The organism is Bradyrhizobium sp. 195 (assembly GCF_023101665.1).
GTDB lineage: Bacteria > Pseudomonadota > Alphaproteobacteria > Rhizobiales > Xanthobacteraceae > Bradyrhizobium.
The window spans coordinates 477,105-499,801 of record NZ_CP082161.1; the positions used below are offsets into that span (position 1 = coordinate 477,105).

Here is a 22,697-nt window from a genome sequence, read left to right on the forward strand (position 1 = left end):
AGCAAGCACTATTTTGCAGGATTGTCCCGTCACATGCCCAAGCTGAAGCGGAGCGAGTCCGACGAGCGCGCGACCGATTTCGTCGAGGCCCTCGATCGCGGCCTGCGCCTGTTGCAATGCTTCGGCACCTCCGCAGGCCCGATGACACTGAGCGATCTCGCCCGCGCCGCGGATCTGCCGCGCGCGACGGCCCGGCGCATGCTGTTCACGCTCCAGCGTGGCGGCTACGTCTCCGGCGACGGCAAATTGTTCTCGCTGACGCCGCATGTGCTGACGCTGGCGGCGTCATACTTGCGTTCGAGCCAGCTCGTCGCCGTGCTTCAGCCTGTGCTCGATCGCGTCGCGACCGCCGCCAACGAAATCTCATCGCTCGCCGTGCTTGATGGCGACGATGTCTTGTTCATCGCACGCAGCAGCCCGGCGCGGATGTTCTCGGGCGGCCTCGAGATCGGCTACCGCTTGCCGGCCTTCTGTACCTCGGTCGGTCGCGCCATGCTCGGCCAGCTCGACGATGCCGATCTTGCCGGACGCATCGAAGCGATGAAGCGCGAGGCCCTGACGCCGCAGACGGTGACCGACGCGAAAGCACTGCTCGCGCGCATCACAGCCGACCGCGCGGAGGGCTATTCGCTGGTCGACCGCGAGGCCGAGCCGCATTTCCGCTCGATCTCGGTTCCGGTGCACCGCTATGACGGCGTCATCGTCGCCGCCATCAACATGGGCGCCCATGTCGATCGCGTGCCGGCGCAGGAACTGATCGATCGTTTCCTGCCGTTGCTGCGGGAAGGCGCGGACTCTGTGCGCTCGCAGTTGTTGTAGCGACGCGGCACCACGTAGGGTGGGTTAGCGAGTCGCAGGCGGTGGGAGAAGTGGTGGGGTTACGCTGGCGCTAACCCACCCTACAATCCCGCAGTCTGTGCTATAATCGCTTCACACAAGATCAGGGAGTACGCCATGCAACACACCATGGTTCCCAGTGATCGCGTCGAGCACGTCGCCGTCTATGGGTGCGACGGCACGAAGCTCGGCACGATTGAGCGATTGATGCTCGACAAGGTGAGCGGGACCGTCGCCTACGCCGTGATCAAGACCGGCAGGCTGCTGGGCACCCATCACCATTATCCCGTGCAGTGGAGTGCGCTGAAATATGATCCGGGACGTCAGGCCTTTCAGGCCGAACTGACGCCGGAGCAATTGAGCAGTGGTCCCTGCGAAGTCGACGGCGACGAATTCGACTGGGGCGACCGCTCGCGGCCGTACCAGCATCCGAATTACTGGTCGATCTAGAAGATCGACTTCGTCACTGCCGGTTACGCATCCAGTCCGCGAGGCCGGACAACGCCTTGTCGAGGTCCTGCCGCGCGGCGGTATCTATGATCGTCTCCTCCATCGCGCCGCGCATGCAGAGCATCCACGCGTCGCGCTCGGCATCGCCGATGGCAAAGCCGATGTGTCGCTGCCGCAACCGCGGATGGCCCTTCTCGGGAGTATACAGCCGCGGTCCGCCGGTCCATTCGGTGAGATAGCGCTTCAGCACGTCCCTGATCAGGCCGAGGTCGTCCGCATGCATGGCGCGGATGATCTGTGCTTCCGGCAGCGTGTCCATGCGCTCGTAGAAGCGGTCGACCAGGGCGTCGATCGTGGCACTGCCGCCGATCCGCTCGAACGTGGAGGTGGTGACGTCGGTGGAGGTCATTCGTGGTCCTGAATTCGGCTGTTTCTCATATCGTCTTCCTTTCCGAAATGAAAAGGGATGCGGAGTGCTTCGGCGTGCTCAGCTGCGCTCCCTCCCCCCTTGCGGGGCCCCGCAAGGGGGAGGGAACGCAGAGGATTTGGAGGCAACTCGGCTTACAGCGCCACGCTGCGCAGGCCAAAACTGCGCGCTTCATTCTGCAGCACTGGCCGCACCGCATCGATCAGCCTTGCCGCGGCAGCATCGACGCTGAGCCCGGCCGTATCCACCACCGCGGTCGCGCGCGAATACAGCGGCTCGCGGCTCAGCAAGATGTTGCGCAGCTCCGCCATTGCGGAGCGATCGTCCGCCATCGGGCGCAAATCGCCCTGGCGGCGGACGCGGGCCATGTGCTCCTCGGGTTCGGCCTTCAGCCAGATCGTGTAGAACGAGGTCAGGATCTGGTCGAAGGTCAGCGGCTCGGAGACGATTCCGCCGCCGGTCGCCAGCACCATCAGCTCGTTGCGCGCGAGCAGCTGCTGCAGCGCCGCCTGCTCCATCCGGCGAAATCCCTCCTGGCCGTAGAGCGCGATGATCTCGGCGACGGAGAGGCCGTTCTGCTGCTCGACCTCCTTGTTGAGCTCGACAAAACTCCAGCCGACCTTCTTCGCCAGCATCCGGCCGAGCGTCGATTTGCCGGCGCCGCGCAGGCCAATCAGTGCGATGCCGCAGAACGGCGCGCGCCGCGGCGCGGTTGCGCTGCCCCCGGTGAGCAGGTCCTTTGCCTGCGCAATCTGGCTAGGGGTCGCCTTGCGCAAGAGATCGCGAAACATCTGCCAGTCCGGCGTCGGATCGGCGCTGGGAAGCAGGTCCTCGAGATGCGCGCCCATCGCGTCGGAGACGCGGCGGAGCAGCACGATGGAGACATTGCCCTTGCCGCTCTCGAGCTGCGCGATGTAGCGCTCCGAGATTCCTGATACCTTGGCGAGCACTTTGCGCGACATGCCCCGCAGCGCGCGCATCGTGCGCACGCGCTGGCCGAGCTGTTCAAGGAACTGGGATTCGGCGTCGGGACTGTCGGTCATGAGCCTTGTTTAAGGGATGTCTTCTTGAAGGTTGTCCTGCGGCGCATTTTAATGAAACATAATGCCTGCTGGCATTGACAGCAAGCCGCCGCGGTGTCTTTCTATGAATTATAATTCTAAATTCGGGAGAGAACTCCGTGAGCGAGGGATCCTATAACGCGGTGACCTGGCTGCTCGACCGGAACGTCGAGGAGGGCCGCGGCAACAAGCTGGCTTTCGACGACACCGTCTCGCGGCTCACCTATGGCGAACTGCAGCGCGACAGCCGCCGCGCCGCCAACATGCTGCGCCGGCTCGGTGTCCGCCGCGAGGAACGCGTGGCGATGATCATGCTGGACACCGTCGATTTCCCGATCGTGTTCCTCGGCGCGATCCGCGCCGGCATCGTGCCGGTGCCGCTGAACACGCTGCTGACCGCGGACCAGTACGCCTACATTCTCGCCGACTGCCGCGCGCGCGTGCTGTTCGTCTCCGAGGCGCTCTATCCTGTCATCAAGGACGTGGTTGGCCGCATGCCCGATCTCGAGCATGTGGTGGTGTCCGGCGCCAAGCAGAACGGCCACAAGCAGCTCGCTGAGGAGATCTCCGGCGAGAGCGACCAATTCGCCACCGCCGTGACGCATCCGGATGAACCGGCGTTCTGGCTCTATTCGTCGGGCTCGACGGGCATGCCCAAGGGCGTGCGCCATATCCATTCCAATTTGCAGGCGACTGCGGACACCTACGCCAAGCAGGTGCTGGGCATCCGCGAGAGCGATGTGTGTCTCTCCGCGGCAAAGCTGTTTTTCGCCTATGGGCTCGGCAATGCGCTGACCTTCCCGATGTCGGTTGGCGCAAGCGTGATCCTGAACGGCGAGCGCCCGACGCCGGCGCGCATGTTCGATCTGATGAACCGCTACAACCCCTCGATCTTCTATGGCGTGCCGACGCTGTTCGCGGCCATGCTCAACGATGAGACGATGAAGAGCGAGCGCGGCGGCAAGGCCTTGCGCATCTGCACCTCGGCCGGCGAGGCGCTGCCGGAATCCGTCGGCAACAGCTGGAAGGCGCGTTTCGGCGTCGACATTCTCGACGGCGTCGGCTCGACCGAGCTGCTGCACATCTTCCTGTCGAACGCGCCCGGCGACATCAAATACGGCTCTTCCGGCAAGCCGGTGCCGGGCTATGCGGTGCGGCTCGTCAACGAGGCCGGCGGGGACGTCGCCGATGGCGAGGTCGGCGAACTCCTGGTCGATGCGCCCTCGGCCGGCGAAGGCTACTGGAACCAGCGCCACAAGAGCCGCCGTACCTTCGAGGGACCGTGGACCCGCACCGGCGACAAATATGTCCGCGACGGCGAGGGCCGCTACACCTTCTGCGGCCGCGCCGACGACATGTTCAAGGTCTCCGGCATCTGGGTCTCGCCGTTCGAGGTCGAGAGCGCACTGATCACGCATCCTGCCGTGCTGGAAGCCGCCGTCGTGCCCGAGGCCGATCCGGAAGGATTGCTGAAGCCGAAGGCCTTCGTCGTGCTGCGTCCCGGCGCGACAACGACGGAGTTGCAGGAGATGCTCAAGGAGCACGTCAAGCAGAAGATCGGCCCGTGGAAATATCCGCGCTGGATCGACGTGGTGGAGTCGCTGCCGAAAACGGCGACGGGCAAGATCCAGCGGTTCAAGCTGCGGGAAGGGGCGCATTGAGGGCGCAATCTGCGCTCACTTACCCTCCCCTGGAGGGGGAGGGTCGGCACGCGATCGAGCGAAGCGAGATGCGTGACGGGGTGGGGTGATCTCTCCATACGGGCACTGCATCTGCGGAGAGACTGTCACCCACCCCGCTTCACATCTCGCTACGCTCGCTGTGAATCGACCCTCCCCCTCCAGGGGAGGGTGGGCATCTCGGCATTGGCCATGAATGGGAATCGAACATGACCAACCTCACCCCCACCGGCTTCCTCAGCATTGGCGACGCCAGCCTCGAATACAAATGGCTCGCGCCTGAGGTCGCGGACGCACCCACCATCGTCATGCTGCACGAAGGCCTCGGCTCGGTCGGGCTGTGGGGCGACTTTCCGGAGAAGATCCAGGCTGCCACCGGCGCCGGCATCTTCCTCTATTCGCGTGCGGGTTACGGCCAGTCGAGCCCGGTCGTGTTGCCGCGACCGCTGGACTACATGCAGCGTGAGGCGCTGGACGTGCTGCCGAAGCTGCTCGATGCAATCGGCTTCAGGCGCGGCCTGCTGCTCGGCCATTCCGACGGCGCCTCGATCGTGACGATCTATGCCGGCGCGCATCAAGATCATCGCCTGAGCGGCGTCGTGCTGATTGCGCCGCATTTCATCGTCGAGGACATCGCGGTCGCATCCATCGCCGCGATCAAGGCCAGCTTCGAAACCACGGACCTCAAGGCGAAACTGGCGCACTGGCACAAGGACGTCGACAACGCCTTCTACGGCTGGAACGGCGCCTGGCTCGATCCCGAATTCCGCGATTGGGACATCTCCGAATACCTCGCCTATATCCGCGTACCCATCATGGTCCTGCAGGGTGCCAACGACCAATATGGGACATTGCGCCAGGTCGAAATTGCGCAGGAAGAGTGTTACTGTCCGGTCGATATTAAAGTCATTTCAGGCGCGGGCCATTCCCCGCATCGTGAAGCGCCGGGGGCGACGCTTGACGCGATTGAGCAATTTGCAAAAGCGGCCCTGCGCGATGATCAGGGACTTCAGGGACGCGCCGCATGACCATGCGGAGGCACATCCATGAATGTGCCTTCACATGCGACCGGCCCGTTGCCCTGGCCGCAATGGGCCTATGTCCCGGGCGAGCCCGGCGCGGCGGATGCGGATTCCGAGACGCTTGGTTTGGCCAAGGCGATGGTGCCATCGGCCTTCCGCGGCTACGTGCCGGCGCGCCATCCAGCGCTGCGCTATGGGCTTGCGCTCAACGACCGCGGCTATTTCTGGGAATCGCAGGAAGTGCTGGAGGCCGTGTGGGCCGCCGCTCCGCAAGGTGGCCGCGAACGAATTCTGCTGCGTGCGTGCATCCACATCGCCAACGCGAATTTGCGGCTGCGCATGCAAAGGCCGCATTCGGCCGCGCGCTTGTTCGGCGATGCGCTGGCGGAGCTGAGGGCACTGAGCTCGCGCAAGGCGGCTGCGGCCGGCGACGGCTTCGTCGAGACCTTCCCTGTCCCGGCCCTGGTCGCGCTGTTGCAAGCCAAGCTCGGCCGTCCCCAGCTCTCCAAGGCGGACTGGATCGCACTCGGGGCCACCGTGCGGTCCTGAGGCGCCATGAAACAAAATGCATGTGAGCCCGGTTAAGGGGTAGACGCGCCCAAAAAGATGCACTATTGTGCATCTAACGCTACGGCGATCATGCATAATCAAGCTCAGGGATGACCCATGGCCGGGGAAGATCGGCGCCTCGCAGGCGGCGCGACATTCATCGATTTCCAGACCGAACCGTCCCGCTACAAGCATTGGAAGCTGGCGGTCGACGGTGACGTCGCGACGCTGACCATGGACGTCGACGAGAACGGCGGCCTGTTCGAGGGCTACCTGCTCAAGCTCAATTCCTATGATCTCGGCGTCGACATCGAGCTTGCCGATGCGGTGCAGCGGCTGCGCTTCGAGCATCCCGAGGTCAAGGTCGTGGTGATGCGCTCGGCCAAGAACCGCGTGTTCTGCGCCGGCGCCAACATCCGCATGCTCGCGGGCTCCACACATGCTCACAAGGTCAATTTCTGCAAATTCACCAACGAGACCCGCAACGGCATGGAAGACTCCTCGGAGAATTCCGGCCAGCGCTTCATCACGGTGGTGAACGGATCCGCCGCCGGCGGCGGCTACGAGCTGGCGCTTGCGACCGATCACATCATTCTCGCCGATGACGGCGCGTCCGCCGTTGCGCTGCCCGAAGTGCCGCTGCTCGCGGTGCTGCCGGGCACCGGCGGTCTCACCCGCGTCGTCGACAAGCGCAAGGTCCGGCGCGACCACGCCGATTTCTTCTGCACCATCGAGGAGGGCGTGAAGGGCAAGCGCGCCGTGCAATGGCGCCTCGTCGACGAGATCGCGCCGAACTCGAAGCTCGAGGCCAAGATCGCCGAGCGCGCCAGGGAATTTGCAGGCCAATCGAAGCGCAAGGGCAGCGGCAAGGGCATCGCGCTGACGCCGGTCAAGCGCCTGATCGACGACACCAGCATCCGCTACGGCTTCGTCACCGTCGATATCGATCGCACGTCTCGCATCGCCACCATCTCGATCAAGGCGCCGGAGGCGGCGCCGCCGGCCGACATCGACGGCATGATGGCGCAGGGCGCTTCGTTCTGGCCGTTGCAAGTGGCGCGCGAGATCGACGATGCCATCCTGCATCTGCGCATCAACGAGCTCGAGATCGCCATGCTGGTGTTCAAGAGCCATGGCGACCGTGCCCATGTGCTGGCCTGCGATGCCTTCCTCGAAACCAACAAGGCGCACTGGCTGGTCAATGAGATCCGTCATTACTGGAAGCGCGTGCTCAAGCGCATCGACGTCACCTCGCGCACTCTGGTGACGCTGGTCGAGCCCGGCTCCTGCTTTGCCGGCACGCTGGCCGAGCTCGTCTTCGCCGCCGACCGCTCCTACATGCTGATCGGCACGCGCCAGGGCGACAATCGTCCGCCGCCGTCGATCGAGCTCTCCGCGATGAATTTCGGCCCCTATCCGATGAGCCATGGCCTGACGCGGCTGCAATCGCGCTTCCAGGCCGATCCGGCCGATGTGGAGCGGGCGGAAGCGACGCTCGGCACCTCGCTCGACGCCGAGCAGGCGGAAGAGCTCGGCCTCGTCACCTTCGCGCTCGACGACATCGACTGGGACGACGAGGTTCGTGTGTTTCTCGAGGAGCGCGCCAGCTTCTCGCCCGACAGTCTCACCGGCATGGAAGCGAGCCTGCGCTTCGTCGGCCCCGAGACGATGGAATCAAAGATCTTCGCGCGCCTCACCGCCTGGCAGAACTGGATCTTCCAGCGCCCGAACGCGGTCGGCGAGGAAGGCGCACTGCGCCGCTACGGCAGCGGCCAGAAGCCGAAATTCGATATGACGCGGGTTTGATGATTTCTGTGTCCCGGGCGCGCTGCGGCACGAAGTGACGCTGCGCAGAACCGGGACCCATAGTGGACCGAACAATAGGTCCCGGCTCAGCAGTGCAGCACTTCGCGCCGCACTGCGTCCGGGACACGAGACCGATCAAGGAGCACGGCCATGAACATGAACATCATGAACGTCGACTACTCGACCAAGATTCCCAACAACGTGAACCTCGCCGAGGACCGCCAGGTGCTGAAGGCGCTGGAGGGCTGGCATCCCGGCTACATGGACTGGTGGAGCGACATGGGGCCGGAAGGTTTCCAGGAATCGCTGGTCTATTTGCGCACCGCGTATTCGGTCGATCCGCGCGGCTGGGCCAAGTTCGATTACGTGCGTATGCCGGACTATCGCTGGGGCATCCTGCTTGCGCCGCAGGAAGAGAACCGCGTCGTGCCGTTCGGCGAGCACTATGGCGAGCCGGCCTGGCAGGAAGTCCCGGGCGAATATCGCGCCATGCTGCGCCGCCTGATCGTGATCCAGGGCGACACCGAGCCGGCCTCGGTCGAGCAGCAGCGCCATCTCGGCAAGACCGCGCCCTCGCTCTACGACATGCGCAATCTGTTCCAGGTCAACGTCGAAGAGGGCCGTCACCTCTGGGCGATGGTCTACCTGCTGCAAAAGTATTTTGGCCGCGACGGCCGCGAAGAGGCCGACGATTTGCTCCGCCGTCGCTCCGGCGATGCCGATTCGCCGCGCATGCTGGGCGCCTTCAACGAGGCGACGCCGGACTGGCTGTCCTTCTTCATGTTCACCTATTTCACCGACCGCGACGGCAAGATGCAGCTGCACTCGCTGGCACAGTCCGGCTTCGATCCGCTGTCGCGCACCTGCCGCTTCATGCTGACGGAAGAAGCCCACCACATGTTCGTCGGCGAGACCGGCATCACCCGCGTCGTGCAGCGCACCTGCGATGCGATGCGCGAGGCCGGCATCACCGATCCGACCGACATCGCCAAGGTCCGCGCGCTCGGCGTCATTGATCTTCCGACCATCCAGAAGAAGCTGAACCTGCACTACACGCTGTCGCTCGATCTGTTCGGCTCGGAGGTCTCGACCAACGCGGCCAACGCCTTCAACACCGGCATCAAGGGCCGCTATCACGAGACCCAGATCGACGACGATCACCAGCTCAAGAACGCGACCTATCCGGTGCTCAAGTTCGTCGACGGCGAGATCAAGCTGGTCGACGAGCCGGCGCTGACCGCGCTCAACATGCGCCTGCGCGACGATTACAGCCAGGATTGCGTCAAGGGCATGCTGCGCTGGAACAAGGTGATCTCGACCGCGGGCTATCAGTTCCAGCTCAAGCTGCCCAACGTCGCCTTCCATCGCCACATCGGCGAGTTCAAGGACGTGCACGCGACGCCGGACGGCCTGTTGATCGACGATGCGACCTGGGCGAAGCGCAAGGACGAATGGCTGCCCTCGACGGGCGACGGCGACTTCATCACCTCCCTGATGCAGCCCGTCACCGCGACCGGCAAGTTCGCCTCCTGGATCTCGCCGCCGAAAGTCGGCATCGACAACAAGCCCGGCGATTTCGAATACGTGAAGATCGAGTCCTAAGGATTTTAACGAAACGCGACGCTCGCGCCACACGAAGACTGTCATCACCCGCGAAAGCGGGTGATCCAGTATTCCAAAGACAGCAGAGATAGCTCGAGAAGCCGCGGCGTACTGGATGCCCCGGTCAAGCCGGGGCATGACACCGAGTATGGTGACGGCGGAGCGTAGCCCGCTTCTTACCCCGCGATCTCCAGCCCCGCATTCGCGTACACCACGCCGCCATCCACCGCGATGGTGTTGCCGACCACGTAATCACCCGCACGCGAGGCGAGATAGATCGCCAGCCCCGCCATGTCCTCGTCGGCCCCGATTCGCCGCGCCGGAATGCGCTTTGCGACCTCGTCCGAATGGTCGCGCGCGGCGCGGTTCATGTCCGACTTGAACGCGCCCGGCGCGATGGCGGTGACGTTGATGTTGTCCTTGATCAGTTTCGTGGCCATGCGCCGCGTCAGATGGATCACGGCGGCCTTGCTGGCGGCGTAGGAATAGGTCTCGCCCGGATTGACAAAGATGCCGTCGACCGAGGCGATGTTGATCACCTTCGCCGGACGTTCTGCGCTTGCGGCTGCGCGCAGCGGTTTCGCCAGGGCCTTGGTCAGGAAGAACAGCGACTTGACGTTGAGGTCCATCACCTTGTCCCAGCCGCTTTCGGGGAATTCGTCGAACTCGGCGCCCCAGGCAGCTCCCGCATTGTTGACGAGGATGTCGAGCTTCGGCTCCAGCTTGATGATTTCCCCGGCGAGCCTGTCGCAACCTTCGACGGTGGAGATGTCGATCGGCAGCGCGATGCATTCGCCGTCATATTGCGCGGTGAGCTCCTTGGCGGTCGCTTCGCACGGTCCGGCCTTGCGCGCGGTGATGTAGACTTTTGCGGCGCCGGCACTGAGAAATCCAGCCGCGATCATCTTGCCGATGCCGCGCGAGCCGCCGGTCACCAGCGCGACGCGGCCTTTGAGCGAGAACAGGTCGTTGAACATGAGGCCTCCCTTGGTTTGGCGTTGTTTTGAGCGGGGAGGGGAGGGGAGTCAAGGAAGGGGCTGCCAACTCCGCCCTCATCCTGAGGAGCGCGTCAGCGCGTCTCGAAGGATGCGGGCAATCCTTCGAGACGCGCTCCTTTGGAGCGCTCCTCAGGATGAGGTCTAATCGTGCGGATGGATCAGGCCGCCGCGATCCGGCGGAAACCGTTCCACATCGCGGTCGCGGCGCCCGAGGTCAACACCGGCAGGATTCGCGCGTCCTGGTAGTTGCCGTTGAGCGAGACGCGCGGCAGCGCGGTCATCTGGCCGGCATTGTCCGGGAATAGCATGCCGGGCCGCGTCGTCACCGCGGTCTTGAAGCCCGCCGTTGCAGCGAGGCCGAATTCGCGCATCCCCGCCGCCTCGCGGTCGCCATAGGGATAGGCGAGATGCAGCACGGGGCGCTCCAGCGCCTGCTCGATCCGCGCGCGGCTCGTGGCCAATTCTTGCGCGGCGATGTCTTCCGCCAGCTTGGCGAGATTGCAATGGCTGACGCTGTGCGCGCCGATCGTGACCAGCGGATCGGCGGCGAATGTCTTCACCTCGGCCCAGGACAGGCAGAGGCTGCGGCACAGCGCGGCCATGTCGACGTCGTGCATCGCGCAGAGCGCCTCGATCTCGCGCTTGAGATCGTGCTCGCCCGGCAGCGCGCGCAGCCAGTCGTGCAGGCGGTCGAACGCTGCCTGCTTGGCCGCGGGCGTCGTGGCATCGAGCCGCAGCGCAGAATGGCCGATTTTAATGTCGATCTGCTCGGCCTTGGCGATCACGGCCTCCAGCGCCACCCACCACAGCCGTCCGGTGCCCTCGGCAAAGTCGCTCGCGACGTAGACCGCCAGAGGGGCGTCGAATTCGCGCAGCACGGGCAGGGCATGGTCCAGATTGTCGCGATAGCCGTCGTCGAAGGTGAAGGCAGCGAAACGGCGGTCGAACCGGCCCTGCACCAGCCGCTCATGCAGCTCGTCCATGCTGATGATGTCGATGTCGCGCGACCGCAGATGGCACAGCGTGGCGCGCAGGAATTCGGGGGTGACCTCGAGATGCCGGTTCGGCTGGAACTCGGCCTCACGGGCCGGCCGGACGTGGTGCAGCATGAAAATGGCACCGACACCCGACAAAAGCGGGCGCAGCAGGTGGTGCGCCCCGCTGAAGTAAAGTGCTCCCAGCCCGGCGCGGATGACGTTGTTACGCAGTTGTTTCATGAGCGGCTGGGGGACTCTGGCATTCCGCTTTCAACTTACGGAAGAACCCTTGAAGAAAAAGTTATTCCGATTGTCCAGCCGATGCCTTCGGAAGGGCGCCATTTCCGGTTTGACAGCCCGCCAAGGGTTTGTTTTGTCTCCGGTTCCAGAGTTCGGGTCGTCGAATGCAGAAGCTTTACAGGTGGGCCAGCAAATGGTGGCCGGGGTTGATTCTCCTGGCCGTCATGTGGGGATTTGCGGCCTGGAATAATACCTTACCGGTCGAAGCCGACCTGTCGGCCCGCAGCACGGCCGCACTCAAGGGCACCGTTCTAGACAAGGCCCGGATCGCGGTCGACGGCCGCGACGTCAGCCTGGCTGCGGACGCCTTCTCCGAGGAGGGGCGCCGCGACGCCGTGACGGCGGTCGAGACCGTCCCCGGCGTGCGCCTGGTGGACGACCGGACCCGCCTTGTTCCCGAGGCCAAGCCCTTCGTCTGGAACGCCGAGCGCGACGTGGTGCGGGTGACGCTGTCGGGCTCCGCGCCCTTGCCCTCGATGAAGGGCCGGCTCACCGAGGCGGCCCGCAAGGAGGTCGGCGGCGCCGAGGTGGCCGACCAGATGGGTCTGGCGCGCGGCGCGCCGCCGCGGTTCGAAGCCGCCGCCATGCTGTTGCTGGACCAGATCGGCAAGCTGAAGGACGGCAAGATCACGATCACGGACACCCAGGTCAATCTGTCGGGCATGGCGCGCGAGCTCGGCGGCCGCGAAGCGATCGCAGCTGCGCTGAAGAACCTGCCCGAGGGCTTTTCGGTCGCCGCCAACGACGTCAAGGCGCCGCCCTATATCTTCCAGGCGTACAAGGATCCGGTTGCCGCGACGGTGACGCTGACCGGCTACGTTCCGGACAACAATGTGCATGCGGCGATCGCAACCAGCGCCTCGCGAAAATTCTTCACCGAAAAGGTCGTCGACAATCTCAAGGCCAGCATCGGTGCGCCCGGCTCCTTCAACACGGCCGTGGTCGCAGCGCTCGGCGCGCTGTCGCGACTGTCGACCGGCACGCTCGTCGTCTCCGACCGCGAAGTGAAGCTGTCGGGCGATGCCCTCTACGAGGGGGCCGCCAATGACATCCGTGCAGGTCTCGGCAAGGACTTCCCGAAGAACTGGCAGTACAAGCCGGAGATCACCGTGAAGCCTGCGGCGGGGCCGGTCGACGGCACCGTGTGCCAGCAATTGTTCACGGACCTCCTGGCCAAGGGCAAGATCCGCTTTGCAGCCAAGCGCGCCGACATCGATCCGGACTCCGCCGCCATCCTCGATCATCTGATCGAGACGGCGCTGCGCTGCCCCAACACCAATATCGAGGTTGCCGGGCATACCGATGCCGACGGCGAGGACGGCTTCAACCGAGCTCTCTCGGAGAAGCGCGCGCAGGCGGTGATCGACTATCTGGTCAAGGCCGGCCTGCCCGCCAGCCGCTTCACCGCGGTCGGCCATGGCAGCACGCAGCCCGTCGCCGGCAACGACACTGACGACGGCAAGGCGAAGAACCGCCGCATCGAATTTCTGGTGAGGTGATGATGCCCTATCTCGTCTCGTTTCATCTGGGTTGGCTGATCGGCTCGGTGCTGCTGGGCTTTTGCATGGGCTGGATTTCGGTGGTCCAGCGCGGCAACGGCACCTCGAAGGTGACGGCGCGCTGGCTCGCCGCGCTTGCCGCCGCCCTGGTCGCGGCCTCGTTCGCCCGCGTCGTCCCCGGCCGCTTCGGCTATTGGCTCGACCTCGGCCTGATCATGTTCGCCTGCTACCTCGTCGGCTGCACCATCGGCGCCTGGCTGCGGGACCGCGTGGTCTCGCGCAGCATGCCGGCGGCCTGATCCTTTCGGCCCCCGAGGATCGGACCGGCGCGGCGGTCTGGCCGCTCCTGGGCCCACCTTTCGCGCCCGCGACCTTCCGGCGCATCGGAAAATCCGCCCTCTTTCAACAGGCGGCCGCCGCCCATAGATTGACGTCGGCTTAAGACGTGACGGAACATTGTACGGCCGAAATCATCAAACCTTCACGGCGCCTGCGCAGGATCGCCATGGAGATTCGCCTCAAGTCTGCCGCCGAAGGCGCCAAACCGTGCATCAGGAGCCCCGACCCTGTCTAAAATATTGAATGCACGTGTTTTTGTTCGAATTGGCGAATTCCACTCGGCCCGAAAACGCGCTAGTGGAAGGGCAGGGGGCATGCGCGATACCGGAGCCGGCGGCGAGGGTTCGTTGAGTGCCTGTGCGTCGTCCGCCCGTTCGCCGGCCACCCTGGCCGCTGAAGCGTTGTTCGAGGTCTAGATGCTGGAAGCCATCCGCAGGGCGACGACGTTTCTGCGCCAGAAGCAAATCCTGCATAAGCTTGGAGTTGTGATCAGCGTCGCGGTCATCGGCGTCGCTTGCTATGTGCTGTACCACATGCTGCGGGGCATCGATTTCAACGAGGTCCTCGAAGCGATCAAGAGCACCGAGCCGAGCCAGATTGCGATGGCGGCGCTGTTCGTCGCTGCGGGCTATTTCACCCTGACCTTCTACGACCTGTTCGCCACGCGCGCGATCGGCCACGCCCACGTGCCCTACCGCATCAACGCGCTGGCGGCCTTCACCAGCTATTCGATCGGCCACAATGTCGGTGCATCCGTCTTCACCGGCGGCGCGGTGCGATATCGCATCTATTCGGCCTACGGGTTGAACGCGATCGACGTCGCAAAGATCTGCTTCCTCGCCGGCCTGACCTTCTGGCTCGGCAATGCCGCCGTGCTCGGCCTCGGCATCGCCTATCATCCGGAGGCCGCCGCCTCGATCGACCAGCTTCCGCCGTGGCTGAACCGGACGCTGGCGCTGACGATCATCGTGGGGCTGGTCGGCTACGTGGTCTGGGTCTCGACCCAGCCGCGCGTGGTCGGCCGCGGACCCTGGACCGTGGTGCTGCCGGGCGGCGCGCTGACGCTGCTCCAGATCGCGATCGGCATCATCGATCTCGGCTTCTGCGCGCTCGCGATGTACGTGCTGGTCCCGGACGAGCCCAATCTCGGCTTCGTGGTGGTCGCGGTGATCTTCGTCTCGGCGACGCTGCTCGGGTTCGCCAGCCACTCGCCTGGCGGGCTAGGGGTGTTCGACGCCGCCATGCTCGTCGGCCTCTGGCAGATGGACCGCGAGGAGCTTCTGGGCGGCATGTTGCTGTTCCGCGTCCTCTATTATCTGTCCCCCTTCGTCATATCTGTAATCTTGCTGACGTTTCGCGAAGTTATGATCGGCGCACGATCGAAGCGCTTGCAGCAGGCGGCGCTCAAGCTCGACCCCGGTCCGGCGCGTGAAGCCGCCTATGTGAGAGAGCGTAGCGACAGCGGCGCCTAGCTCTAAGACAAGCCCCCAGGAGAAGTCCGCCCCGATGGCGATCGACGCCCCCTCTTCTCCCTCCGCCCAGCCCTGGTCCGACCGGCTGCGGCACTCGACCATCATCCTGATCGCTGCTGCGCTGGCGCTGTCCGTCGTCGTCTCGCTCGGCGAATTGTCGGCGCTGCACGCCGCGATCGTGTTCCTCTGCATCGCGGCCGCGGCACTGATCCCGTGGCGCCTGCATGATCCCGCCGCCTCGCGCGACGATGTCAGGCGCATCAACCCGGTCGAGAGCGCGGCGGTGGCCGCGGTCGTCGCCGGCATGCCGGATCCGGCGGTGCTGCTCGACCGTGCCGGCCGCGTCATCCACCTCAATGCCGCTGCCGCCCAGCTCGCGCCGGCGCTGCGCCGGAACGAGCTCGCCCAGTTCGCGCTGCGCTCGCCGGAGATCATCACGGCGCTGCGCGAAGCGATCGCGACCACCGAGCCCCGGCGCGCGACCTATCTCGATCATGTTCCGGTGGATCGCTGGCTGGAGCTCATGATCACGCCGGTGCCGGTGCCGACCAGCTTCGGCGGCGCCGACAAATGCATGCTGATGACCTTTCACGACCAGACGCCGCTGCGGCGGGTCGAGGAGATGCGCGCCGACTTCGTCGCCAATGCCAGCCACGAGCTGCGCACGCCGCTCGCCGCGCTGTCGGGCTTCATCGACACGCTCCAGGGCCAGGCCAAGGACGATCCCAAGGCGCGCGAGCGCTTCCTCGGCATCATGCACAACCAGGCCACCCGCATGGCGCGCCTGATCGACGATCTGTTGTCGCTGTCGCGGGTCGAGCTGTCGGCGCATGTCCGGCCCGACACCCTGGTCGACCTGCTGCCGATCATCCGCCAGGTCGCCGACGGGCTCGAGCCGCTGGCGCGCGAGCGCCAGGTCGAGGTCGAGATCCATTTGCCTGACAGCCCGGTGATGATCGCGGGTGACCGCGAGGAGCTGCTCCGCCTGTTCGAGAATTTGATCGAGAACGCGCTCAAATACGGCGCCTCCGGCGGACGCGTCATCGTGTCGCTGACCTCGGGCGCGGCCACTGATGGAACGCAGGAAATCCGGATCATGGTCCGCGATTTCGGCCCCGGGATCGCGCCCGAGCACCTGCCACGGCTGACCGAGCGGTTCTACCGGGTGGATGTCGGCGACAGCCGCTCGCAAGGCGGGACCGGGCTCGGATTATCGCTGGTGAAACATATTCTTAATCGCCATCGCGGCCGGCTTTTGATCGAAAGCGTGCCCAGACAGGGCGCCACTTTCAGCGCCTGTTTTCCCCAGGCGAAGGCCCCGGCTCAGATCTAAAAATCGAGCGATTTCAATCGTTTGATGGTGTCATCCGGCTGTCACGAAACCTTCGTAAAAGCACAGCCGACCGCTCCTAAACGGGCGGCTTGGGGAGCGCGATCGGGCGCTGATGGCGCTTCGCTCCCCTGTATGGAGACCAGCATGAATTTCCTCAAAACGATCGTCGCTGCCGGCTTGGTCGCCGCGTCGGCGACGGCGGCCTTTGCTGCCGACATCACCGGTGCAGGCGCGACGTTCCCGTTCCCGATCTATTCGAAGTGGGCTGACGCCTACAAGAAGGAGACCGGCAACGGTCTGAACTACCAGTCGATCGGCTCCGGCGGCGGCATCAAGCAGATCCAGGCCAAGACCGTGACCTTCGGCGCCAGCGATGCGCCGCTCAAGGCCGAGCAGCTCGAGAAGGACGGCCTCGTCCAGTGGCCGATGGTGATGGGCGCCATCGTTCCCGTCGTCAACCTCGAGGGCGTGAAGCCCGGCGAACTGGTGTTCGACGGCGAGACCCTGGCCAGCATCTATCTCGGCAAGATCACCAAGTGGGATGACGCCGCGATCAAGAAGCTCAATCCGAACGCGAAGCTGCCCTCGGAGGCGATCACCGTCGTCCGCCGCTCGGACGGTTCGGGCACCACCTTCAACTTCACCAACTACCTCTCCAAGGCCAGCGCGGACTGGAAGAGCAAGGTCGGTGAGGGCACCGCGGTCGAGTGGCCGGTCGGCGTCGGCGCCAAGGGCAACGAAGGCGTGTCGGGCAACATCAGCCAGACCAAGAACTCGATCGGGTACGTCGAGTACGCCTATGCCAAGCAGAACAAGCTGACCTACACCGGTCTCGTCAACAAGGCCGGCAAGCCGGTGCAGCCGACCGTCGAAGCGTTCCAGGCGGCCGCCTCCAACGCCGACTGGGCCAAGGCGCCCGGCTACTACGTCATCCTGACCGACCAGCCCGGCGAGAAGTCCTGGCCGATCACCGCGGCGACCTTCATCCTGATGCACAAGTCCGCCACCGACAAGGCGGCCTCGCAGGAAGCCATCAAGTTCTTCCGCTGGGCCTTCAAGAGCGGCGGCAAGGCGGCCGAGGAGCTCGACTACATCCCGATGCCGGACAGCGTCGTCCAGCTGATCGAGAAGACCTGGGCTGCCGAGATCAAGAGCTAACCGCTCCTTGCCCGGACATCACTCCGGGAGCTCGAAAAACCTCCGCTCCGGATCGGCCTTACGCCGTGTCCGGAGCGCAAGACCAAAAGAACCGGCAACAAGCGTATATAACGGGCACAGGGGATCGGCGTGGCAGAAATGGCCGTTCAGAGCGATATCATCGACGACGCCGGACCGTATGACCGCGCCAAGGCCTTGAGCGCGTTCAAGCTCGGCGACGTCACCTTCTACTGGATCACGCGGCTGTCCGCGATCTCGGTGCTGTTGATCCTCGGCGGGATCATCCTCTCGCTGATCGTCGGTGCGTTCCCGGCGATCAGGGAATACGGCCTTTCCTTCCTGTGGACGCAGCGCTGGGCGCCGTCGGCCGATCCGCCCGTGCTCGGCGCGCTCGGGCCGATGTACGGCACGCTGGTCACCTCCTTCATCGCGATGCTGATCGCCATTCCGGTCGGTCTCGGCATTGCGATCTTCCTCACCGAGCTCTGCCCGCAATGGCTGCGCCGCCCGATCGGCATGGCGATCGAGCTGCTCGCCGGCATTCCCTCGATCATCTACGGCATGTGGGGCTTCTTCGTGCTGGGCCCGTTCCTGGCCAACACCTTCCAGCCCTTCATGATCAAGATCTTCGACGGCGTCCCCGTGCTGGGCGCGATCTTCGCAGGTCCCCCGTCCTATCTCAGCACGTTCAATGCCGCGCTGATCCTCGCCATCATGGTGCTGCCCTTCATCACCTCGATCTCGGTCGACGTGTTCAAGACGGTGCCGCCGGTGCTGAAGGAGGCCGCCTACGGCGTCGGCTGCACCACCTGGGAAGTCGTGCGCAGCGTGGTGATCCCCTACACCCGCGTCGGCATCATCGGCGGCGTCATGCTGGCGCTGGGCCGCGCGCTCGGCGAGACCATGGCGGTGACCTTCATCATCGGCAACTCGTTCCGCATCTCCTCGTCGATCTTCGCACCGGGCACCACGATCTCGGCGGCGATCGCCTCCGAGTTCGCCGAGAGCGATGGCCTGCACCAGTCCGGCCTGATCCTGCTCGGCCTGTTGCTGTTCGTGCTGACGTTCTTCGTGCTGGCCGCCGCGCGGCTGATGCTGATGCGGCTGGACAAGAAAGCGGGGAACTAACGTCATGGCCCTCAATCCGATCTATTCGCGCCGCCGCCGCAAGGACATCGTCATCCGCGGGCTCTGCTTCGCCGCGGCCGCCTTCGGCGTCACCTGGCTCGCGCTGATCCTGATCACGCTGCTCTACAACGGCCTCGCTGGCCTGAACCTTCAGGTCTTCACCGCCGACACGCCGCCGCCCGGCTCGACCGAGGGCGGCCTGCGCAACGCCATCGTCGGCTCGATCATCATGACCGTGCTCGGCGTCGGCATCGGCGCACCGCTCGGCCTGTTCGCCGGCACCTATCTCGCCGAGTACGGCCGCAACGACAAGCTGACCTCGGTGATCCGTTTCATCAACGACATCCTCTTGTCGGCGCCCTCGATCATCATCGGCCTGTTCATCTACGGCGCGGTGGTGGTGCCGATGCGCGGCTTCTCGGCGATCGCCGGCGCGCTGGCACTCGCGGTCATCGTCATCCCGGTGGTGGTACGCACCACGGAGGACATGCTGCTGCTGGTGCCGAATCCGCTGCGGGAAGCCGCCAGCGCATTGGGCCTTCCGCGTTCGCTGGTCATCAAGCGCATCGCCTATCGCGCGGCACGCTCGGGCCTCATCACCGGCGTGCTGCTCGCCACCGCCCGCGTCGCCGGCGAGACCGCGCCGCTGCTGTTCACAGCGCTGTCGAACCAGTTCTTCAGCCTCGGCCTGGACAAGACGATGGCCAACCTGCCGGTCACGATCAACAATTTCGTCCAGAGCCCTTACGCCTATTGGAAGCAGCTCGCCTGGAGCGGTGCGCTGCTGATCACCCTGACCGTGCTTGCCCTGAACATTGGCGCGCGCATCATCGGCGCCGAGAGGACTGCAAAATGAGTGAAATGTCTGTTTCCGTGAGCGCGCCGACCGTTCATCCCGGCTCGCAACCGCTGCCCGAGGCACCGGCCAAGGTCACCGCGCGCAACCTCAACTTCTACTACGGTGAGCACCATGCGCTGAAGAACATCAATCTGGCGCTCGGCACCCACCGTGTCACGGCCTTCATCGGCCCGTCCGGTTGCGGCAAGTCGACCCTGCTGCGCATCTTCAACCGGATGTATGATCTTTATCCGGGCCAGCGCGCCACCGGCCAGCTGATGCTCGACCAGACCAACATCCTCGACGCCAGGCTGGACCTCAATTTGCTGCGCGCCCGAGTCGGCATGGTGTTCCAGAAGCCGACGCCGTTCCCGATGACGATCTACGAGAACATCGCCTTCGGCATCCGCCTCTACGAGAAGATCTCGAAGTCCGAGATGGACGACCGCGTCGAGAAGGCGCTGCGTGGCGGCGCGCTGTGGAACGAGGTCAAGGACAAGCTCAACGCCTCCGGCCTGTCGCTCTCCGGCGGTCAGCAGCAGCGCCTCTGCATCGCGCGCACCGTCGCGGTGCGGCCCGAGGTGATCCTGTTCGACGAGCCCTGCTCGGCACTGGATCCGATCTCGACCGCCAAGGTCGAGGAGCTGATCCAGGAACTGTCCGACAACTACACGATCGCGATCGTCACCCACAACATGCAGCAGGCGGCGCGCGTCTCCGACAAGACCGCCTTCATGTATCTCGGCGAGCTGATCGAGTTCGACGACACCAGCAAGATCTTCACGTCGCCGACCGACCGGCGCACGCAGGATTACATCACCGGCCGGTTCGGCTGAGGAGACGGAACATGGGTACTGAACATACCGCCAAGGCTTTCGACACCGACCTCCAGGAGCTCACCCGCCTGGTCGCCGAGATGGGCGGGATCGCCGAGCGCATGATCGTCGAATCCGTCGACGCGCTGATCCGCCGCGACGTCGCGCTCGGCCAGCGCGTCGTCACCATCGACGCCGAGCTCGACGCGCTGCAGAAGCGCATCGAGGAACGCGCCGTGCTCACCATCGCCCGCCGCCAGCCGATGGCGGTCGATCTGCGCGAGATCGTCGGCGCCATGCGCGTTGCGACCGACCTTGAGCGGATCGGCGACCTCGCCAAGAACATGGGCAAGCGCGTCGCCGCGCTGGAGACCGACTTCCATCCGCTGAAGCTGTTCCGCGGCCTGGAGCACATGACCGACCTCGTGCAGCAGCAGGTCAAGTCGGTGCTGGACGCCTATGCCGCGCACGATCTGCCGGCGGCGATGGCGGTGTGGAAGGGCGACGAGGAAGTCGACGCGATCTGCACCTCGCTGTTCCGCGAGCTCCTCACCTACATGATGGAGGATCCGCGCAACATCTCGTTCTGCATCCATCTGATGTTCTGCGCCAAGAACATCGAGCGGATCGGCGACCACGCCACCAACATCGCCGAGACCGTGTTCTACATGATCGAGGGCCAGGCGATCACCGACAAGCGGCCGAAGGGCGACATGACCACCTTCGCCACGACGATCCCGAATAGCTGAAGACCTCAAGGAGCGACGACACCATGGGCGCACGCATTATGGTGGTTGAGGACGAGGAAGCTCTCACCGAGCTTCTTCGCTACAACCTCGAGGGCGACGGCTATGACGTCGAGACGGTCATGCGCGGCGACGACGCCGACACCCGCCTCAAGGAGCACATTCCCGACCTGATCGTGCTCGACTGGATGCTGCCGGGCCTGTCAGGCATCGAGCTGTGCCGCCGCCTGCGCACCCGCCCCGAGACCAAGCAGCTGCCGATCATCATGCTCACCGCGCGCGGCGAGGAGAGCGAGCGCGTACGCGGTCTTGCGACCGGCGCCGACGACTACATCGTCAAGCCGTTCTCGGTGCCGGAGCTTTTGGCGCGCGTGAAGGGTCTGCTCAGGCGCGCCAGCCCCGAGCGGCTCGCCACCGTGCTCGCCTATGGCGATATCGAGCTCGATCGCGACAAGCGTCGCGTCGCGCGCTCGGGCCGGCCGATTGATCTCGGCCCGACCGAATATCGGCTGCTGGAGTTCTTCCTGGAGCATCCCGGCCGCGTGTTCTCGCGCGAGCAGCTGCTCGACAGCGTCTGGGGCCGCGACATCTACATCGACGAGCGCACCGTCGACGTCCATATCGGCCGCCTGCGCAAGCTGCTCAATCTCGGCCGCGAGCAGGACCCGATCCGCACCGTCCGCGGCGCCGGCTACGCGCTGGATGATCGCTTCGCGAAGGCTGAGCAGACGTAAGGTTTGCGGGCTGTTGCCACAACGTCGGTGTCGTCCCGGACAAGCGAAGCGCCGATCCGGGACCCATAACCACAGGCAGCGGTTGTTTTTGCGAAAAGGTAACTCCGAGTCCCCGTAACCACATCTTGCGGTGGCTATGGGTCCCGGATCTGCGCGCGCTTGTGGCGCGCTTGTCCGGGACGACATCGAGTTTGTTGAGCCATCATCAGATGACGGCTCTCTCTTGATCTCAGAACAAGCTTACCGCGGGCCCGGCTTGGCCGGTGCACGACGACGGTCCGCCGCGGGCTGATACGCCACGCGCGAGTGCTGGGCGCAATAGGGCAGGCCGGAGAGCGCCTTGCCGCCGCAGAAGAAGAAATCCGGGCTCGAGGGATCGCCGACCGGCCAGTGGCAGGTCGCCTCGTTCAGCTCGAGCAGCGACAACCTCTGGCTCATCGGCACCACGTTGTCGTAGGTGACAGGCTCTGCCTCCACCTCGACCTCGAAGGCCTGCGCCAGCGCGGTGTTGCCGCGCGCAATGGGGCGGGTCACGCGCATCATGTGCTGCGCGGGACGCGCCTTGCGCGGGCGGGGCGCTGCCGACGAAGGGCTCTTGGCGCGGCCGGACAGACCGAGCCTGTGCACTTTGCCGATCACGGCATTGCGGGTCACATTGCCGAGCTCTGCTGCGATCTGGCTGGCCGAAAGTCCGGCCTCCCAGAGCTTTTTCAGCTGCTCGACGCGATCATCGGACCAGGTCAAAACCGTCATTGCACCCTTTCCCTCGCTGCCGGCCAGCCATCCTGGGGCCTTGCAGCGAATGCCTAAGCCTTCAAAAACCCGTGCCGTCAGAATCCCTTAAGGCTCGCCGGGCGCGTGACTGACGCCCGAACGTTTACGCCGGTACAAGAGGACTCTTGGGATCAGAACCGCTGCACGAGATGT

General features: G+C 64.9%; 22 protein-coding genes. 17 read left to right on the forward strand and 5 right to left on the reverse strand.

Annotated features, from left to right (window positions below; all coding sequences use genetic code 11):
- Positions 1 to 33: 33 nt before the first annotated feature.
- Positions 34 to 819, forward strand: coding sequence for an IclR family transcriptional regulator domain-containing protein (locus IVB26_RS02125; RefSeq protein WP_247970408.1), 786 nt, complete (start codon positions 34 to 36; stop codon positions 817 to 819).
- Positions 820 to 954: 135 nt separating this feature from the next.
- Positions 955 to 1,287, forward strand: a complete 333-nt coding sequence (locus IVB26_RS02130; RefSeq protein ID WP_247970409.1) for a PRC-barrel domain-containing protein — start codon at positions 955 to 957, stop codon at positions 1,285 to 1,287.
- Between the two features lie 13 nt (positions 1,288 to 1,300).
- Here IVB26_RS02130 and IVB26_RS02135 read toward each other — a convergent pair whose 3' ends face one another.
- Complete coding sequence (locus IVB26_RS02135) at positions 1,301 to 1,696, reverse strand: group II truncated hemoglobin (protein WP_247970410.1); 396 nt, start codon at positions 1,694 to 1,696, stop codon at positions 1,301 to 1,303.
- A gap of 152 nt (positions 1,697 to 1,848) precedes the next feature.
- On the reverse strand, positions 1,849 to 2,757 hold the full coding sequence (locus IVB26_RS02140; RefSeq protein ID WP_247970411.1) for a helix-turn-helix transcriptional regulator: 909 nt from the start codon (positions 2,755 to 2,757) through the stop codon (positions 1,849 to 1,851).
- A 137-nt stretch (positions 2,758 to 2,894) separates the two neighbouring features.
- Here IVB26_RS02140 and IVB26_RS02145 point away from each other — a divergent pair, with 137 nt between their 5' ends.
- From IVB26_RS02145 to boxB, 5 genes are all read left to right on the forward strand, one after another.
- Positions 2,895 to 4,436 carry a benzoate-CoA ligase family protein gene (locus IVB26_RS02145; RefSeq protein WP_247970412.1) on the forward strand — a complete coding sequence of 514 codons (1,542 nt, stop codon included), beginning with the start codon at positions 2,895 to 2,897 and terminating at the stop codon, positions 4,434 to 4,436.
- 227 nt (positions 4,437 to 4,663) lie between these two features.
- Positions 4,664 to 5,482, forward strand: a complete 819-nt coding sequence (locus IVB26_RS02150) for an alpha/beta fold hydrolase (protein ID WP_247970413.1) — start codon at positions 4,664 to 4,666, stop codon at positions 5,480 to 5,482.
- Between the two features lie 18 nt (positions 5,483 to 5,500).
- On the forward strand, positions 5,501 to 6,025 hold the full coding sequence (locus IVB26_RS02155) for a DUF309 domain-containing protein (RefSeq protein WP_247970414.1): 525 nt from the start codon (positions 5,501 to 5,503) through the stop codon (positions 6,023 to 6,025).
- Between the two features lie 117 nt (positions 6,026 to 6,142).
- Positions 6,143 to 7,831: a 2,3-epoxybenzoyl-CoA dihydrolase gene (gene boxC, locus IVB26_RS02160; protein ID WP_247970415.1), complete on the forward strand. Its 1,689-nt coding sequence runs from the start codon at positions 6,143 to 6,145 to the stop codon at positions 7,829 to 7,831.
- A 150-nt stretch (positions 7,832 to 7,981) separates the two neighbouring features.
- The gene (gene boxB / locus IVB26_RS02165) at positions 7,982 to 9,433 is read left to right on the forward strand and encodes a benzoyl-CoA 2,3-epoxidase subunit BoxB (protein WP_247970416.1); all 1,452 of its coding nucleotides are present in this window, start codon (positions 7,982 to 7,984) and stop codon (positions 9,431 to 9,433) included.
- A 176-nt stretch (positions 9,434 to 9,609) separates the two neighbouring features.
- Here the strand turns inward: boxB and IVB26_RS02170 are convergent, their stop codons facing one another.
- Positions 9,610 to 10,410, reverse strand: a complete 801-nt coding sequence (locus IVB26_RS02170; protein ID WP_247970417.1) for an SDR family NAD(P)-dependent oxidoreductase — start codon at positions 10,408 to 10,410, stop codon at positions 9,610 to 9,612.
- 179 nt (positions 10,411 to 10,589) lie between these two features.
- On the reverse strand, positions 10,590 to 11,648 hold the full coding sequence (locus IVB26_RS02175; RefSeq protein WP_247970418.1) for a polysaccharide deacetylase family protein: 1,059 nt from the start codon (positions 11,646 to 11,648) through the stop codon (positions 10,590 to 10,592).
- Between the two features lie 164 nt (positions 11,649 to 11,812).
- Here IVB26_RS02175 and IVB26_RS02180 point away from each other — a divergent pair, with 164 nt between their 5' ends.
- The 10 genes from IVB26_RS02180 (at position 11,813) to phoB (ending at position 21,770) form a co-directional block, all read left to right on the forward strand.
- Positions 11,813 to 13,207, forward strand: a complete 1,395-nt coding sequence (locus IVB26_RS02180; protein ID WP_247970419.1) for an OmpA family protein — start codon at positions 11,813 to 11,815, stop codon at positions 13,205 to 13,207.
- 2 nt (positions 13,208 to 13,209) lie between these two features.
- Positions 13,210 to 13,506, forward strand: coding sequence for a hypothetical protein (locus tag IVB26_RS02185; RefSeq protein ID WP_247973391.1), 297 nt, complete (start codon positions 13,210 to 13,212; stop codon positions 13,504 to 13,506).
- A 456-nt stretch (positions 13,507 to 13,962) separates the two neighbouring features.
- Positions 13,963 to 15,018, forward strand: a complete 1,056-nt coding sequence (locus tag IVB26_RS02190) for a lysylphosphatidylglycerol synthase domain-containing protein (RefSeq protein ID WP_247970420.1) — start codon at positions 13,963 to 13,965, stop codon at positions 15,016 to 15,018.
- 34 nt (positions 15,019 to 15,052) lie between these two features.
- Complete coding sequence (locus IVB26_RS02195; protein WP_247970421.1) at positions 15,053 to 16,351, forward strand: ATP-binding protein; 1,299 nt, start codon at positions 15,053 to 15,055, stop codon at positions 16,349 to 16,351.
- 144 nt (positions 16,352 to 16,495) lie between these two features.
- Positions 16,496 to 17,509, forward strand: coding sequence for a phosphate ABC transporter substrate-binding protein PstS (gene pstS, locus IVB26_RS02200; protein WP_247970422.1), 1,014 nt, complete (start codon positions 16,496 to 16,498; stop codon positions 17,507 to 17,509).
- Between the two features lie 138 nt (positions 17,510 to 17,647).
- Positions 17,648 to 18,637: a phosphate ABC transporter permease subunit PstC gene (gene pstC, locus IVB26_RS02205; protein ID WP_247973392.1), complete on the forward strand. Its 990-nt coding sequence runs from the start codon at positions 17,648 to 17,650 to the stop codon at positions 18,635 to 18,637.
- A gap of 4 nt (positions 18,638 to 18,641) precedes the next feature.
- On the forward strand, positions 18,642 to 19,493 hold the full coding sequence (pstA, locus tag IVB26_RS02210; protein WP_247970423.1) for a phosphate ABC transporter permease PstA: 852 nt from the start codon (positions 18,642 to 18,644) through the stop codon (positions 19,491 to 19,493).
- A complete protein-coding gene (pstB, locus tag IVB26_RS02215) occupies positions 19,490 to 20,311 on the forward strand; it encodes a phosphate ABC transporter ATP-binding protein PstB (RefSeq protein WP_247970424.1) in 822 nt (273 codons plus the stop codon). The genes pstA and pstB overlap by 4 nt, the downstream gene beginning before the upstream one ends.
- 11 nt (positions 20,312 to 20,322) lie before the next feature.
- Positions 20,323 to 21,039: a phosphate signaling complex protein PhoU gene (gene phoU, locus IVB26_RS02220; RefSeq protein WP_246928241.1), complete on the forward strand. Its 717-nt coding sequence runs from the start codon at positions 20,323 to 20,325 to the stop codon at positions 21,037 to 21,039.
- A 23-nt stretch (positions 21,040 to 21,062) separates the two neighbouring features.
- A complete protein-coding gene (phoB, locus tag IVB26_RS02225) occupies positions 21,063 to 21,770 on the forward strand; it encodes a phosphate regulon transcriptional regulator PhoB (RefSeq protein ID WP_008143479.1) in 708 nt (235 codons plus the stop codon).
- Between the two features lie 240 nt (positions 21,771 to 22,010).
- Here the strand turns inward: phoB and IVB26_RS02230 are convergent, their stop codons facing one another.
- The gene (locus IVB26_RS02230) at positions 22,011 to 22,523 is read right to left on the reverse strand and encodes a GcrA family cell cycle regulator (protein WP_014491301.1); all 513 of its coding nucleotides are present in this window, start codon (positions 22,521 to 22,523) and stop codon (positions 22,011 to 22,013) included.
- Between the last annotated feature and the right edge of the window lie 174 nt (positions 22,524 to 22,697).

Coding starts and splice junctions, on each gene's coding strand:
- IVB26_RS02230 (WP_014491301.1), bottom strand. CDS start 22,523: ATGACGGTTTTGACCTGGTCCGATGATCGCGTCGAGCAGCTGAAAAAG.
- IVB26_RS02140 (WP_247970411.1), bottom strand. CDS start 2,757: ATGACCGACAGTCCCGACGCCGAATCCCAGTTCCTTGAACAGCTCGGC.
- IVB26_RS02130 (WP_247970409.1), top strand. CDS start 955: ATGCAACACACCATGGTTCCCAGTGATCGCGTCGAGCACGTCGCCGTC.
- boxB (WP_247970416.1), top strand. CDS start 7,982: ATGAACATGAACATCATGAACGTCGACTACTCGACCAAGATTCCCAAC.
- pstS (WP_247970422.1), top strand. CDS start 16,496: ATGAATTTCCTCAAAACGATCGTCGCTGCCGGCTTGGTCGCCGCGTCG.
- IVB26_RS02175 (WP_247970418.1), bottom strand. CDS start 11,648: ATGAAACAACTGCGTAACAACGTCATCCGCGCCGGGCTGGGAGCACTT.
- pstC (WP_247973392.1), top strand. CDS start 17,648: ATGGCCGTTCAGAGCGATATCATCGACGACGCCGGACCGTATGACCGC.
- IVB26_RS02170 (WP_247970417.1), bottom strand. CDS start 10,410: ATGTTCAACGACCTGTTCTCGCTCAAAGGCCGCGTCGCGCTGGTGACC.
- IVB26_RS02180 (WP_247970419.1), top strand. CDS start 11,813: ATGCAGAAGCTTTACAGGTGGGCCAGCAAATGGTGGCCGGGGTTGATT.
- IVB26_RS02195 (WP_247970421.1), top strand. CDS start 15,053: ATGGCGATCGACGCCCCCTCTTCTCCCTCCGCCCAGCCCTGGTCCGAC.
- phoB (WP_008143479.1), top strand. CDS start 21,063: ATGGGCGCACGCATTATGGTGGTTGAGGACGAGGAAGCTCTCACCGAG.
- IVB26_RS02155 (WP_247970414.1), top strand. CDS start 5,501: ATGAATGTGCCTTCACATGCGACCGGCCCGTTGCCCTGGCCGCAATGG.
- IVB26_RS02185 (WP_247973391.1), top strand. CDS start 13,210: ATGCCCTATCTCGTCTCGTTTCATCTGGGTTGGCTGATCGGCTCGGTG.
- IVB26_RS02150 (WP_247970413.1), top strand. CDS start 4,664: ATGACCAACCTCACCCCCACCGGCTTCCTCAGCATTGGCGACGCCAGC.
- IVB26_RS02190 (WP_247970420.1), top strand. CDS start 13,963: ATGCTGGAAGCCATCCGCAGGGCGACGACGTTTCTGCGCCAGAAGCAA.
- IVB26_RS02135 (WP_247970410.1), bottom strand. CDS start 1,696: ATGACCTCCACCGACGTCACCACCTCCACGTTCGAGCGGATCGGCGGC.
- IVB26_RS02125 (WP_247970408.1), top strand. CDS start 34: ATGCCCAAGCTGAAGCGGAGCGAGTCCGACGAGCGCGCGACCGATTTC.
- pstA (WP_247970423.1), top strand. CDS start 18,642: ATGGCCCTCAATCCGATCTATTCGCGCCGCCGCCGCAAGGACATCGTC.
- pstB (WP_247970424.1), top strand. CDS start 19,490: ATGAGTGAAATGTCTGTTTCCGTGAGCGCGCCGACCGTTCATCCCGGC.
- boxC (WP_247970415.1), top strand. CDS start 6,143: ATGGCCGGGGAAGATCGGCGCCTCGCAGGCGGCGCGACATTCATCGAT.
- phoU (WP_246928241.1), top strand. CDS start 20,323: ATGGGTACTGAACATACCGCCAAGGCTTTCGACACCGACCTCCAGGAG.